Origin of the sequence: Phocaeicola faecium (assembly GCF_014837055.1) — a bacterium.
GTDB lineage: Bacteria > Bacteroidota > Bacteroidia > Bacteroidales > Bacteroidaceae > Phocaeicola > Phocaeicola gallinarum.
Genome location: NZ_JACSPQ010000011.1, coordinates 159,052 through 173,334, shown reverse-complemented (window position 1 = coordinate 173,334; position 14,283 = coordinate 159,052). Strand labels below are relative to the sequence as shown.

The following is a 14,283-nucleotide window of genomic DNA, read 5'->3' as shown; positions in this document are numbered from 1 at the left end:
TTTCTGCCACTTCACCCGATGTGAAAGACGCTTCCGAAACCACAGAGGACGATGACCCGGAGGATGCCATCTACCGCAGTCTGGACTGGGAGACCAACCCGCCCATCAACGGCTTCTATGAAATGATGATGTCGCTCACGCCGGAACGCCGGGCGGAACTGCGCCGCCTCGGTCGGGAGAAGATGGATGCCAATGCAGCCAAACAGGCGGAAAGGGCGGCGGAGGCGAAAAAAGAAGAAAGACAGGCTACGGAAATGGAGCAACCATCGTCCGTGCGCCCATTTTATCCCGTTGAGAACGGTTTTGAGGCGGAAGGGAAAGCGCAAATCGAGCGTGTGGAAAGGGAAATGCGCGAGGAAGAAGCCGCCTTGACACCCGAAGAACGGCAACGCCGGAAAGAGGAAGCGATGATGCCACGCCCGTTCAAGGGCATCATGGAGCCGCACTTGAAAGACGGCTCTCTGGTATGGGAACACACAGGCGGCGTCCGCTTCCAAATCGGGGTGCTGAGGGATGTCACCAGGTACGGGGCGACTTTCCAGCCGCTCGACATGGAGGGGATGCAGGCGCAGAAGGCACAGTTGTACATCGACCTGCGTAACACCTACGAGCGGCTCTACGTCCACGAAGCGGAGAACCACGAGGAAAACGCCCTGCTGCGCCGCAACCTGAACACCTACTACGATGAGTTCGTCATGCGCTACGGCAACCTGAACGCCAAGCACAACGCAAAGTTCATCCTGATGGACGCTTCGGGGCGCAACATGCTCTCGTTGGAGCGCGGCGAGGACGGGCAGTTTGTCAAGGCGGACATCTTCGACCGTCCCGTTTCCTTTTCGCAGGAAACATTGGTCGAAGTGGAATCGCCCGAAGAAGCCCTGTCCGCCTCGCTCAACCTGTACGGCGGCGTGAACCTGCCCTACATGGAATCCCTCTGCGACCTGCCGCAAGCGGAGATGCTGGAAGCCCTGAAAGGGCGGGTGTTCTACAACCCGTTGGCGGAGGGCTACGAGATTGCCGACCGCTTCATCGCCGGGAACGTGGTGCAGAAAGTCGCCGACGTGGAGGGCTGGATTAGGGAACACGAGGGACACGCAATGCTGCCGCAGGCGCAGGAGTCATTGGCGGCTTTGCGCGAGAATGTGCCCGAACAAATCCCCTTCGAGGACTTGGACTTCAACTTCGGGGAGCGTTGGATACCCACGGGCGTGTATGCCGCCTACATGAGCCGCCTGTTCGACACGGACGTGCGGATAACCTACTCGGAAAGCCTTGACGAGTATTCCGTGAACTGTGCCTGCAAGACGATGAAAATCACAGACGAGTTTCTGGTAAAGGGCTATTACCGCAACTACGACGGCATGAACCTGCTGAAACACGCGCTGCACAACACCTGCCCGGACATGATGAAAAGCATCGGCAAGGACGAAAACGGGAACGACATCAAGGTGCGCGACAGCGAGGGCATCCAGCTCGCCAACGCGAAGATTGACGAAATCCGAAACGGCTTCACCGAATGGCTGGAAGAACAGTCGCCGGAGTTCAAGAAACGCCTGACAGATATGTACAACGGCAAGTTCAACTGCTTCGTGCGCCCGAAGTACGACGGCTCGCACCAGAAGTTCCCGGGCTTGGACCTGAAAGGCTTGGGCATAAAGGACTTGTACCCCTCGCAGAAGGATTGCGTATGGATGGTGAAACAGAACGGCGGCGGCATAGGCGACCAGGAAGTTGGCGGCGGCAAGACGCTGATAATGTGCGTCGCCTCCTACGAGATGAAGCGTCTGGGCTTGGCGCACAAGCCGATGATTATCGGGTTGAAAGCCAACGTGAGGGAGATTGCCGAGACCTACCGCAAGGCTTACCCCAACGCCCGCATCCTCTACGCCTCGGAGAAGGACTTTTCCGCCGCCAACCGGGTGCGCTTCTTCAACGACATCAAGAACAACGATTGGGATTGCGTCATCATGTCGCACGACCAGTTCGGAAAGATCCCGCAGTCGCCGGAGTTGCAGCAGCGCATCTTGCAGGCGGAACTGGACACGGTGGAGGAAAACCTTGAGGTATTGCGTAGTCAGGGCAAGGACGTGTCACGCGCCATGCTGCGGGGCTTGGAGAAACGCAAGTTCAACCTGCAAGCCAAATTGGAAAAGGTGGAACACGCCATCAAGACGAGGGCGGACGACGTGGCGGACTTCAAGCAGATGGGCATCGACCACCTCTTTGTCGATGAGAGCCACCAATTCAAGAACCTGACGTTCAACACGCGCCACGACCGAGTGGCGGGGCTGGGCAACTCCGAGGGGAGCCAGAAGGCGCTGAACCTGCTGTTCGCCATCCGCACCATACAGGAACGGACGGGCAGGGATTTGGGAGCCACGTTCCTCTCCGGCACGACCATATCCAATAGCCTCACGGAGTTATATCTGCTGTTCAAGTACCTGCGCCCGAAGGCGTTGGAGAAGCAGGACATCCGCTGTTTCGACGCATGGGCGGCGATATTCGCTAAGAAGACGACCGACTTTGAGTTCAACGTAACGAACAGCATCGTGCAGAAGGAACGTTTCCGCTACTTTATTAAAGTACCCGAACTGGCGGCGTTCTACAACGAGATAACCGACTACCGCACGGCGGAGGACATTGGCGTGGAACGTCCGAAGAAGAACGAGATACTGCACCACATTCCGCCCACGCCCGACCAAGAGGTGTTTATCGGAAAGCTGATGCAGTTCGCCAAGTCCGGCGATGCGACTATCTTAGGCAGGCCGCCGCTGTCGGAAACAGAGGAAAAGGCGAAGATGCTCATCGCCACGGACTATGCCCGGAAGATGGCATTGGACATGCGCATGATTGACCCGAATTACGAAGACCACCCCGACAACAAGGCGAGCCATTGCGCCAAGATGATAGCGGAATACTATCATAAATACGATGCGCAGAGGGGTACGCAGTTCGTGTTCAGCGACCTCGGTACATTCCAGCCGGGCGGCGGATGGAGCGTCTATACCGAAATCAAGCGCAAGCTGGTGGAGGACTACGGCATACCCGCCCATGAAATCCGCTTCATTCAGGAGTGCAAGACCGAGAAGGCAAGGAAGGCGGTCATCGAGGCGATGAACGAGGGGCAGGTGCGTGTGCTGTTCGGATCGACGAGTATGCTCGGCACGGGTGTGAATGCCCAGCGCAGGGCGGTCGCCATCCATCACCTCGACACGCCGTGGCGGCCGTCCGACCTCGCCCAGCGTGACGGACGGGCGGTCAGGAAAGGCAACGAGATTGCCAAGCTGTACGCGGACAACAAGGTGGACGTCATCATCTATGCCGTGGAGAAGTCGCTGGACTCGTACAAGTTCAACTTGTTGCACTGCAAGCAGACGTTCATATCGCAGTTGAAGTCCGGCGCGATGGGCGCACGAACCATCGACGAGGGGGCGATGGACGAGAAGTCGGGCATGAACTTCTCAGAATACATGGCGATACTGTCGGGCAACACGGACTTGCTGGACAAGGCGAAGCTCGAAAAGAAAATCGCCTCGCTGGAGGGTGAGCGCAAGTCGTTCAACAGGGGCAAGCGCGATTCTGAACTGAAGCTGGAAAGCAAGACAACCGCTCTGCGCAACAACCAAGCCATTATCGCCGCCATGACGGAGGATTGGGAGAAGTTCACCGCTGCCGCACAGATCGACAAGGACGGAAACCGGCTCAACCTGATAAAGATTGACGGGCTGGACACCACCGATGAAAAGGCCATCGGAAAGCGGTTGCAGGATATAGCCAAGAACGCCACGACAGGCGGAGTACCCCAGCGTATCGGTGAATTGTACGGCTTCCCCATCAAGGTGGTGAGCGAGCGGACGCTCAGCGAGGGGTTGGAGTTCATCGACAACCGTTTCCATGTCGAGGGTAACTACAAGTACACCTACAACAACGGGCATTTGGCGATGGCGGACACCCATGCCGCCGCCTTGAACTTCCTCAATGCGTTGGAGCGTATCCCGGCGATTATCAAGCAGTACGAGGAAAAGAACGAGGTGCTGGAGCGTGAGATACCGCAGTTGCAGGAGATAGCGGGCAAGACGTGGAAGAAGGAGGAGGAACTGAAACAACTGAAATCCGAACTTTCCGCTCTTGACCGCAAGATACAGTTGGAACTGGCTCCTAAACAAGAGCCAGTACTGGAAGAAGACGGAAAGGGAAAAGAATCCCAGAAAGAAAGTCTCCATGCCGGGGTATCTCATGAAATCGTCCCGACTCCGCCATCAGACAGGCACACTTGGCATATCCGTCCGGAAATGCAAACGGAGGCACCTTTACCGCAGGTAAAGAAAGTGAGGATTTGAGGCGCTTGGATAAAAACAGTTAAGGGGCATACGGGAGGACAACCGTATGTCCCCGGCTCACTTATATTTTATCAGCAAAAAAAACGATTATTATGGCAACAATAAAAATCAAGTTCAGGTCCTCTTCGGTCGCAGGCAAAGAGGGCACGTTATGTTATCAAGTGATACACGGGCGGCAGACCCGCCTGATTAGTACGGGGTATAAATTGCACCTTTATGAATGGGACAAGGAAGCGGGCAAAATCCGCAGCGTGAAAGGCAATCCGGACCGGGAACGCTATCTGGAAGCCTTGCGTTTCCGTATGGAGGAAGACCAGAAACGGTTGAACGGCATTATCCGGAAGCTGGAACAGTCAGGGAAACTTTCTTCCGAGCAGATAGTCCTTGCCTATCACAGTCCGGAAGGACATGACGACTGTTTCTTTGTCTATGCCCGGAAAGTCATCGACCAGACCAAACGCATGGGGAAAGAGCGGACATCCGAAGTCTATGCCAGTTCACTCAACAGTTTCATCCGTTTCCGGGGCGAAGCGGGAGATGTACCTTTGGATGCGATGGATTCCGTCATGATGATGGAATACGAGGCTTACCTGAAGCAGAACGGGAAATGCCCGAATACGGTATCTTTTTACTTGCGCAATCTGCGTACCTTATATAATAGGGCATCGGAGGAAGGATTGGTGGAAAACCGCAGTCCGTTCCGCCATGTCCATACGGGAGTTGAGAAGACGGTCAAAAGGGGCGTATCCTCAGAAATCATCGGACGGATCAAGAATCTGGATTTGGAATTATATCCGGCCTTGGCTTTCGCCCGGAACCTGTTCCTGCTCTGCTTTTATCTTCGCGGCATGTCTTTCGTGGACTTGGCTTTCTTGAAAAAGAAAGATTTGCAAAACGGCGTGCTTGTCTATCGGCGGCACAAGACCGACCAACAGCTTTGCATCAAATGGGAGCAGCCCATGCAGGAAATTGTCCGGAAATACACAAATCCGGATTCTCCTTACCTTCTTCCCATCATCAAGGTGCCGGGAGAAAAGGAAAGACGGCAATACCTGAATGCCTCGCATGTGATGAACAAGCGGTTGCAAAAGATTGGCCGGATGGTTGAATGTCCCATCAAGCTCACGTTTTATGTCGCAAGGCATGGGTGGGCCAGCATCGCCAAGAGTCAGAATGTGCCCGTGCCTGTCATCAGCGAGGCGTTAGGGCATGATTCGGAAGATACGACCCGCATCTATTTGGCCCTACTGGATTCTTCGGTGGTGGACAAAGCCAACAGCAAGGTCATCCGGTCTATTGGCAGATAAGAATGATTGGGTACCCCCAAACACATTTTGTAAGTTGAGAGATTCCCCTTGAACCTTTCCCGTTCAGGGGGATTTTTGTTGGACAAAGTGGTAAATCTCTCTTTAAGAGATGTTTCGCACGCCGCAAAATTACAAAAAATACTGCAATCCACACAGGATGAATCCTGAAAATTACGTTTTGGGCGAACCTTCCCACAGGATTTGTTCGACAAAAGAAGAAGAATTGTTTGACAAATAAAAGTGTATGAATTAACAAACTGTTTATTTTCAAATAAATAGCAGGTTGGATACATCTCTTAAAGAGAGATGTACCGATTCAAGGCCTGAGAGCGCGATGTACATTCTGTAGTGGTAGCCTCATTAAAGGTACAGCTATCCTTTGTATATAAGCGGATTAGGGGGGGAATAAAATGCGAATCGACAAGAAAACCGTTGGGAAAAAGGCTTGGCGGTAGAAAGTGGATTTGTTCGACAAATCGGTGTATCTCTCCGTAAGAGATGTATTTCGCATGCAAAGTTACACACAATTGTTGGGAAAACGGTGATAAATACCAAAAAAGTTAAGAAATGAATAGTTTCCAATACGTCCTTAAAAAGGATTTGTCGAACAGTTGTTTGACAAATTGTAATTATTACATTTTATACTTCATTGGATATCACCTAATTATCTCCAATTGCTAAACATGATACATCTCTTACGGAGAGATGTACCGATAATGTACATGATTTCGAGTCTACCAAAGTACGATTGAGGTCATGCCGAAATAAGATAATGATAGCATATATAATGCTGGGGAATTTCCCCGAACTTTTGGATAATACCGTTGTAACTACATGTGTTTCAATATATAATAAACACTTGGAGGAGTCGGAAATGTATCCCTTCACCAACTAAGGCGTAAGGCTATCCATTTATTATCATGGACGAAATACTACCTATAGAGGATAAACTGCACTGGTATGCCATGCGTGACCTCAAACGCAGACATGCCAAATTGCCCGCCTACAAGATGTTCGAGAACTTGAAGGTGCAGTGTTTCACTCCTATGGTGCATCGTTTGGTCGTAGTTGGTGGCAAGCGGGTGGATCAGGAAGTGCCTTTCATGCAGGACTTGCTTTTCGTGAAAGACACGAGGGAGCATCTTGATGCCATTGTGGAGAGTACCCCCAAGCTTCAATACCGTTACAAGCTCGGTGTACAGCACACTCCTATCATCGTCCCTGTCGCAGATATGGAACGTTTCATCAAGGCGGTAGAAGCCAGTGATAATCCTAAGTTCTATTCCCCTGACGAGGTGACACCGGAGATGAGAAACCGGAAAATCCGCATCATCGGCGGGCAGTTGGACGGATATACGGGCACATTGGTGACCACACGTGGTTCGAAGACAAAAAGGCTGCTGGTGGAACTGCCCACCTTGTTGGCTGCCTCCATAGAAGTAGAAGCGGAGTATATTCAGCTTATTCCATGAGGATATGAACCGATTGTAAATTTTTCCCTAACAAACAGGAAAAATCAATCCCCCTTGCGACCGAAAACTAATGCTATTATAAATTGATTTAATCACAATTTCAATGAACAGGTTCGGCATAGAGCTTGGCAAGTTGATGGAGAATCATCTGTCAGACATACTTTTCAGTGAGCGTTCCAATAGAGAGCATATTCATCTGTACCGTGTTGATAATTATTGGGTGGCATTCGAACGTTCTGCTTTTCACCTTTGTCACATCTATACGAAATCGGTTATTAATGCGATGAAAGTGTTTCGTGTGCCCCTCCCTATTGTTGTGACAAGTGTAGAGGACAGGGAAATGCCATTTGCCGTAGGTGACATGGAGTGTATGAAAAGAACATTTGTAGAAAGGATATACAAGACAGGAAAGCCAGTTGACGGCAAATCATTCAATGAATGGCACTACCAAAACACCATAGTATTTCAAGACACAGGCTATAGAAGGTCTTAAACAAAGAAAAATCAGGAATATGAGTATAAATAAAGTATTTTACATCTTGCTCATTGTCGCAAGTACAGTGACACTGGGCTCGTGCGGTTCTTCCAAGGAAGTAGTTTATTTCCAGGATTTGAGACCCGGGGAAACAGAAATCAAGTTGCCTGAAGTGAAAGCCATTACAGTCCGACCGGAGGATAAGATTTCCATTATCGTCAACAGCCGTGACCCCCAGTTGACGGACTTGTTCAACCTGCCTTATGTGTCCAGGCAATTGGGTCAGTCTTTAAGGACAAATGGCGTGACGGCTTCAAGCAATCAAGGAGTATCCGCTTATACCGTAGATGCCAACGGTAAGATAGATTTTCCTGTACTTGGCAAGATACACGTGGCCGGAATGAAGCGGGAAGAAATCGCCGAATGTATCAAGAACGAATTGATAAAGGAGAATTTGGTGAAAGACCCTGTCGTGACCGTGGAATTTGCCAATCTCTGCATATCCGTGTTGGGCGAGGTGAACAGTCCGGGACGTTTCAGCATTGACCGGGACAGGCTGACCATACTCGATGCACTCAGCATGGCAGGCGACCTGACCATCTACGGAAACCGTTCCAAGGTGATGGTGTTACGGCAAGAAGGGGATGTGCAACGGGTGTACGGACTGAACCTCACTTCCGGCGAACACATCTATTCTTCACCCGCCTATTATCTGCAACAGAATGACGTGGTGTATGTGGAACCCAATGAAGTGAAAGCCCGTCAATCTACCGTCAACGGCAACAACGTGCGTTCCACCTCGTTCTGGATTTCGCTGGCATCGTTGCTGACTTCTGTGGCCATCCTCATTTTTAATTAATCACGTCCAATCTAAATATTGTATATCGTGGCAACTCAAAACAATATATCCAAACCTAAACAGGCGGATGACTTTATCCGTATACAAGATTTGTTCTACCTCTGTCTCAACAAGTGGTATTGGTTCGTCATATCGTTGGCTGTTACCGTCGGAGTGGCTGTCGTCTATCTTTTGACCACCCCGCCGGTATATACCCGTTCAGCATCGCTCCTTATCAAAGAGGATTCCAAAGGGAACTCATTGGGTGATGCGGCTGGTCTGATGGGAGACTTCGACCTCTTCCAGACCAACACCAACGTAAACAATGAAATACAATCGTTGCAGTCTCCTGCGGTAATGCTTGATGTGGTGAAACGCCTTCATTTGGACATCAGTTATCACACGGACGGAGGGTTTTACAAGAAAGTCTTGTATGGTCGAGATTGCCCCTACACGGTAGACTTTAACGAATTGCAAGACAACGAGAGCGTGGCTTTTACCATTAACCCCGGTCTTGATGGCCAAGTACTTCTGACGGATTTTTCTCGTAATGGTGAAGATGTGGCAGGAAAGATAACGGCTGTGTTGAATGACACAGTTGACGCCCCTATCGGAAAACTTGTTGTAAAGGTTGCGAACGATTCCGCCACCCATGATTCACCTGTTTATGTCTCACGCAGAGGATACCAAGATGCCACAGGCGACTATGCTTCCAACTTGTCAGTTACGTTGAGTGATGAGAAATCCACTGTCATCAATCTGTCATTCAAAGACGTGTGCATCCAACGGGCGGAGGATGTGCTGAATACGGTGATAGCCGTTTACAATGAGAACTGGATAAAGGACAAGAATCAAATCGCAGTTAGTACCTCGGCTTTCATTAGTGACCGTCTCGGTGTGATTGAGCAGGAACTTGGCAATGTGGATGAAAACATCTCCTCTTACAAGAGCGAACACCTTCTGCCCGATGTACAGGCCGCTGCCAGCATGTATATGGAACAGAGCAGCGAGACCAATGCGCAAATTCTGGCATTGAACACGCAGCTTTCCATGGCACGGTATATCCGCAATTACCTCACCAATTCCACCAGCAAGAACCAGCTGCTTCCGGCCAACTCGGGCATTGAAAGCCCTGGCATCGAGCAACAAATCCTGGCTATCCTGCGGGATATTAAGAAAGATATTGACAACGGGGAACAGCCGGGGGAAGCTGTGACCGCCGCTATGTTCCAAGCCATGCGGGACGCACTGGCGGAACAGAAACAAAAACCGCTTTCCATTGACGATGTAACGGCGATGATAGCCGGACAGATCGGACAGCTTGCACCGATGGACGAGGAAACCGCCGACCTGTTTCAGCGGTTAGTAAAGAAAATGATTGAACAGGCAGAGAAATAAATGTAGGAGAATATTAGAAAATGGGAAAAAGCAACTCGTACTATATGCAGCTTCATGTAGAAGCACTGTTTACAATGAATGAAAAGAACGAACTTATGACTATAAGGGAACCATGGGACTCCACTTCACAGCCGGCTCCCCGCTTCTATTTGACAAGACCACTTTACGAAAAACCACATGCTTATTTTCGCGCTGACGTACCGAAAGAATTAAGAGAAAAACTACAATCAATTACCAACAGAGAGCCAGTACTGATGCTGCCGAATGAATCACCTATTTATGATAAAGAATATCGGCAACTATTAGGAGAAAGTAAGATTTCAGAAGATGCTTGTTTTTGGCTTCCTGAACAGCCAAAGTTAAAAGCCTGCTTACTCACTAAAGACAACATTGAGCCTCAGATGAGCCACTATTTTCCCTGGCTACCTGAAGAGTTGCTGGATGTTCCCTTTTGCGCTGCTTATTTGGAAGATTCTCAAGTCGTATCTATTTGTCGTAGTGTTCGGATTATTCTTGAGGCAGAGGAAGCGGGAATTGAAACGGCTGAACTTTACAGAAGAAAAGGGTATGCATTCCACACACTTGCAGAATGGGCAGAAGCAGTTAGACGAAATGGTAGTATTCCTTTGTATAGTGCGTCCACTTCTAACTTAGCCTCTTTAGGTTTAGCAAAAAAGGCAGGCGGCATTTTCTTTGGTAACGGTTTTTGCGTTTGCTGATTTATGGTTTTGGGGTATAATAAACTGTTTGAAGAAGAAAAGAAGCGGCTAAAATAGATTGCGGAGAAGTTGGACTTGCCGAAAAATCCAAACCCACAGCGGGGACGGAAAAAGAAATAGAGAACAGCAAATCGAAATAGGAGGAGTGAAAATGAACCAAGGAAGAATTATTGTGATTACAGGTTCGCCGGGAACAGGAAAGACAACAATTGCGTCGATTGTCGCAAAAGAATCGAACATGGATAAATCTGTGCATATGCACACAGACGACTTTTTCCATTATTTAAGCAAAGGAGCAATACCGCCGCATTTACCAGAGTCCAACGAACAAAATTTAGTTGTTATTGAAGCCTTTTTAGAAGCTGCAAAGCGCTATGCCCGCGGTGGATATGATGTAATTGTAGATGGAATTGTAGGGCCGTGGTTTTTAGAACCATGGAGAGCCCTTGTTCGAGAAGATTATGAAGTACACTATATTGTTTTAAGGGCCAGTAAAGAAGAAACTATGAAGCGAGCTGTGGAGCGCTCAAAATTAGACAGAAAAACAAATGTTGAATTAGTAGAAACCATGTGGGAGCAATTTTGCAATCTGGGAATATATGAATCGAATGTTATAGATACGACCACTTATTCCATTCAAGAAACTGTTTCCGCAGTACAAGAAAAAATCGCAAGTAGGGCAGCGTTGTTGTCTTAGATTTTTTTGCTTTTTTGTGGTATATTATCCTCAGACAGAGCTAAAGGAGAGAGCGGAACATGAAAAGCGATTATTCAAAAGAAAGCATCACAGAGTTTTTAAGCCGAAAGTACGGTGAGGATATAAGGCTTTTTCCGATAAAAGAAGGGCAGGAGTCACAGGCGTATTGGTTTTCGCGTGGCGGCAGAGAATATGTCGTGCGCATAAATTCAAATATGGAAGGCTTCAAAAAAGACAAATACGCCTATGAGCACTTCCGCTCGGATAGAGTTCCTATTCCAGAGGTTGTTGAAACAGGCAACTTTGACGGCACGCACTACTTCTGCATCAGCGTAAAAGCGGACGGGATTACATATGAGGACTCCGATGAAGAAACGGTTGTGCGACTGCTCGGCGATATTACGGATGTAACCGAAGCAATATCGCGAACCGATATATCAGGCACTTCCGGCTGCGGCGTGTTTGACAGCGATACGGGAAACGCTCCGTTTTACAGCTGGAGAGAATATCTTGCGGAGGTATTCGAGAGAGACTGGACGGCGGTAAGCAGGAGCTATGTTAACCTCTCACTCATCGACGAGCTTCTCGCGGCATATCGTGAGCTTATATCTTATTGCCCGGAAGAAAGAGCGCTGTTCCACGGGGATTTCGGCTCGAATAATGTTATCGTAGGCAAAAAATCGAGGATAAGTGGCGTTATAGACTGGGACTGCGCGGCTTACGGGGACTTTCTTTACGACATCGCGACCGCGTATTTTTGGCGGACATGGCTCATGTGCATGGAAAAAACTGCGGCGTATTGGGAGAGAAAATACTCTCACCTGCCGAGATATACCGAGCGAATTTTATGCTATGAGCTGCGGATAGGGCTGACGGAAATATACGAAAACGCTGTCGAAAACGATACTGAGACAACAGAGTGGCTTCAAAACAGGTGCCGCGAGATTTTGAGAGAATACAGACAAAGAAAGGCATGATAAAATGAGAATACTGTTCACAGGCTTTGACCCGTTCGGGGGAGAGAAAATCAATCCTGCGGGAGAAGCCGTAAAAATGATGAAAAACGAAATACAAGGCGCGGAAATTTTAAAGCTCGAAGTGCCGACGGTGTTTGGAAAGGCAGGAGAGGTTCTTAAAAAAGCGGTGGAGCAATACAGACCCGACGCGGTGGTGTGCGTAGGTCAAGCCGGAGGGAGAGCCGCCATTACTCCCGAGATGATAGCCGTGAACATAATGGACGCGCGCATTCCCGACAACGCCGGAAACAAGCCGTGCCACGAGCTTATAATAAAAGAGGGAAGAGAAGCGTATTTTTCCTCACTTCCGGTGAAGGATATCGAGAAAAATCTAAATGATAACGGAATTCCGTCGTCGGTATCGTATGGAGCGGACAACGAGTAAAAGAGTGACCGCCGAGATAACCCATTGCTCGGCGGTGTTCCTTTCCAAGTTAATTGCGTGATATAGATTGAAAAGTGGATAGATTTATGATATAGTGGATAAATTTATGATATAATGAGTTATCAACAAATCGGAATTTGTGGAGGTAAAATATAGATGAATCAAGGTAGAATTATTGTAATCACAGGTGCGCCGGGGACAGGAAAAACTACAACGGCATCTGCTGTTGCAAAAGAATCAGATTTGGAAAAGTCTGTGCATATGCACACAGATGACTTTTATCATTATTTGAGTAAAGGGGCAATACCACCGCATTTGCCAGAATCAAATGAGCAAAATTTGATTGTCATTGAAGCGTTTTTAGAAGCTGCGAAGCGATATGCTCGTGGGGGATATGATGTAATTGTTGACGGTATTATCGGACCGTGGTTTTTAAAGCCGTGGCAAAGTCTTGTTCGGGAACATTATGAGGTGCATTATATTATTTTAAGGGCAAGTAAGGAAGAAACCTTAAAGCGGGCTGTTGAACGCTCAAAGTTAGACCGAAAAACAAATATCGAATTGGTAGAAACAATGTGGGAGCAATTTTGCAATCTGGGAATATATGAATCGAATGTTGTAGATACGACCAATTATTCCATTCAAGAAACTGTTTCCGCAGTACAAGAAAAAATCGCAAGTAGGGCAGCATTGTTGTCTTAGATTGTTTTGGTGCAATTCCCATTTATCGAGCAGATGAAGTTGGGGAGCCGCCTGGAGGCGGCGGTGCCGAAGGATAAAATAGGAGATGTTAAGGTTATGAATAATGAATACGATAATGAGAAGTTTTTTGAAGAATATGCAAAGATGTCCCGCAGTAAAGAGGGGTTAAAAGCTGCTGGTGAATGGCATCAATTAAAACCTTTGTTTCCTTCGTTAGAAGGAAAATCTGTTCTTGACTTGGGGTGCGGATATGGCTGGCACTGCAAGTTCGCAGAAGAACAAGGAGCTACAAAAATATTAGGGATCGATTTAAGTAAGAAAATGATTGAGGAAGCCCAAAAGCGCAATTCAGGAAATCAAATTGAATATCGTATTAGCGGATTAGAGGAATATGACTATCCAGAAAATGAATGGGATTGTGTTATATCTAATTTAGCTCTGCACTATATAGAGGACATAGTGGAAATATTTCAAAAAGTGTATAGGACATTAAAACCAGGTGGAATTTTTCTTTTTAATATCGAACACCCTGTTTTTACCGCAGGAGTTGGGCAGGATTGGATTTATACAGATGATGGGAAACCGCAATATTGGGCGATTGATAATTACTTTATAACAGGAGAACGAAATACACATTTTTTAGGATGTGATGTAGTAAAACAACATCACACACTTACACAGATTATAATGGGATTGCTGAACAATGGGTTTGAGCTTAAAGTTGTAGAGGAAGCAGACTTTTTAGAAGAATTTGATCCACGCTATAACGAAGAAGGTGTATCAGAACTTGATGAACAATTTGAGCGGTTGCCAGACGGACACGAAGCAAAACGCAGTTACTATTTAGGCTTCCGACAAGCACAAAGTGAAGCAAGACCAAACATTGTTATTAGTCTATTGAAGTTAAATTAGATGCTAAAAATTTGTAATTAAG

General features: G+C 48.1%; 10 protein-coding genes and 2 pseudogenes. All 12 read left to right on the top strand.

Going from position 1 to position 14,283, the window contains the following annotated elements:
• Nucleotides 1-62: 62 nt before the first annotated feature.
• Nucleotides 63-4,217 (top strand): annotated as a pseudogene (locus tag H9626_RS10830) (helicase-like domain-containing protein); the annotation flags it as partial.
• A gap of 215 nt (nt 4,218-4,432) precedes the next feature.
• Complete coding sequence (locus H9626_RS10825; RefSeq protein WP_004292757.1) at nt 4,433-5,647, top strand: site-specific integrase; 1,215 nt, start codon at nt 4,433-4,435, stop codon at nt 5,645-5,647.
• A gap of 920 nt (nt 5,648-6,567) precedes the next feature.
• The gene (locus tag H9626_RS10820; protein ID WP_004292758.1) at nt 6,568-7,119 is read left to right on the top strand and encodes a UpxY family transcription antiterminator; all 552 of its coding nucleotides are present in this window, start codon (nt 6,568-6,570) and stop codon (nt 7,117-7,119) included.
• 103 nt (nt 7,120-7,222) lie between these two features.
• Nucleotides 7,223-7,612 (top strand): hypothetical protein, encoded by a 390-nt coding sequence (locus tag H9626_RS10815; RefSeq protein ID WP_004292759.1) that lies wholly within the window; start codon nt 7,223-7,225, stop codon nt 7,610-7,612.
• A 19-nt stretch (nt 7,613-7,631) separates the two neighbouring features.
• Nucleotides 7,632-8,453 (top strand): polysaccharide biosynthesis/export family protein, encoded by an 822-nt coding sequence (locus H9626_RS10810; RefSeq protein ID WP_004292760.1) that lies wholly within the window; start codon nt 7,632-7,634, stop codon nt 8,451-8,453.
• A 27-nt stretch (nt 8,454-8,480) separates the two neighbouring features.
• Nucleotides 8,481-9,585, top strand: a pseudogene (locus tag H9626_RS10805) (Wzz/FepE/Etk N-terminal domain-containing protein); the annotation flags it as partial.
• 319 nt (nt 9,586-9,904) lie between these two features.
• Nucleotides 9,905-10,549, top strand: coding sequence for a GNAT family N-acetyltransferase (locus H9626_RS10800; RefSeq protein WP_225230964.1), 645 nt, complete (start codon nt 9,905-9,907; stop codon nt 10,547-10,549).
• Between the two features lie 151 nt (nt 10,550-10,700).
• Complete coding sequence (locus H9626_RS10795; RefSeq protein ID WP_009145352.1) at nt 10,701-11,246, top strand: P-loop nucleotide/nucleoside kinase family protein; 546 nt, start codon at nt 10,701-10,703, stop codon at nt 11,244-11,246.
• Between the two features lie 59 nt (nt 11,247-11,305).
• Nucleotides 11,306-12,223 (top strand): aminoglycoside phosphotransferase family protein, encoded by a 918-nt coding sequence (locus H9626_RS10790; RefSeq protein WP_002779679.1) that lies wholly within the window; start codon nt 11,306-11,308, stop codon nt 12,221-12,223.
• Between the two features lie 4 nt (nt 12,224-12,227).
• A complete protein-coding gene (locus tag H9626_RS10785; protein ID WP_002788929.1) occupies nt 12,228-12,647 on the top strand; it encodes a pyroglutamyl-peptidase I in 420 nt (139 codons plus the stop codon).
• Nucleotides 12,648-12,803: 156 nt separating this feature from the next.
• Entirely contained in the window at nt 12,804-13,349 is a 546-nt protein-coding gene (locus tag H9626_RS10780) for a P-loop nucleotide/nucleoside kinase family protein (RefSeq protein WP_004292764.1), read from the top strand.
• Between the two features lie 96 nt (nt 13,350-13,445).
• Nucleotides 13,446-14,261 (top strand): class I SAM-dependent methyltransferase, encoded by an 816-nt coding sequence (locus H9626_RS10775; protein WP_021416142.1) that lies wholly within the window; start codon nt 13,446-13,448, stop codon nt 14,259-14,261.
• Nucleotides 14,262-14,283 lie beyond the last annotated feature (22 nt).

Coding starts and splice junctions, on each gene's coding strand:
- H9626_RS10800 (WP_225230964.1), top strand. CDS start 9,905: ATGAATGAAAAGAACGAACTTATGACTATAAGGGAACCATGGGACTCC.
- H9626_RS10780 (WP_004292764.1), top strand. CDS start 12,804: ATGAATCAAGGTAGAATTATTGTAATCACAGGTGCGCCGGGGACAGGA.
- H9626_RS10785 (WP_002788929.1), top strand. CDS start 12,228: ATGAGAATACTGTTCACAGGCTTTGACCCGTTCGGGGGAGAGAAAATC.
- H9626_RS10775 (WP_021416142.1), top strand. CDS start 13,446: ATGAATAATGAATACGATAATGAGAAGTTTTTTGAAGAATATGCAAAG.
- H9626_RS10825 (WP_004292757.1), top strand. CDS start 4,433: ATGGCAACAATAAAAATCAAGTTCAGGTCCTCTTCGGTCGCAGGCAAA.
- H9626_RS10820 (WP_004292758.1), top strand. CDS start 6,568: ATGGACGAAATACTACCTATAGAGGATAAACTGCACTGGTATGCCATG.
- H9626_RS10810 (WP_004292760.1), top strand. CDS start 7,632: ATGAGTATAAATAAAGTATTTTACATCTTGCTCATTGTCGCAAGTACA.
- H9626_RS10815 (WP_004292759.1), top strand. CDS start 7,223: ATGAACAGGTTCGGCATAGAGCTTGGCAAGTTGATGGAGAATCATCTG.
- H9626_RS10795 (WP_009145352.1), top strand. CDS start 10,701: ATGAACCAAGGAAGAATTATTGTGATTACAGGTTCGCCGGGAACAGGA.
- H9626_RS10790 (WP_002779679.1), top strand. CDS start 11,306: ATGAAAAGCGATTATTCAAAAGAAAGCATCACAGAGTTTTTAAGCCGA.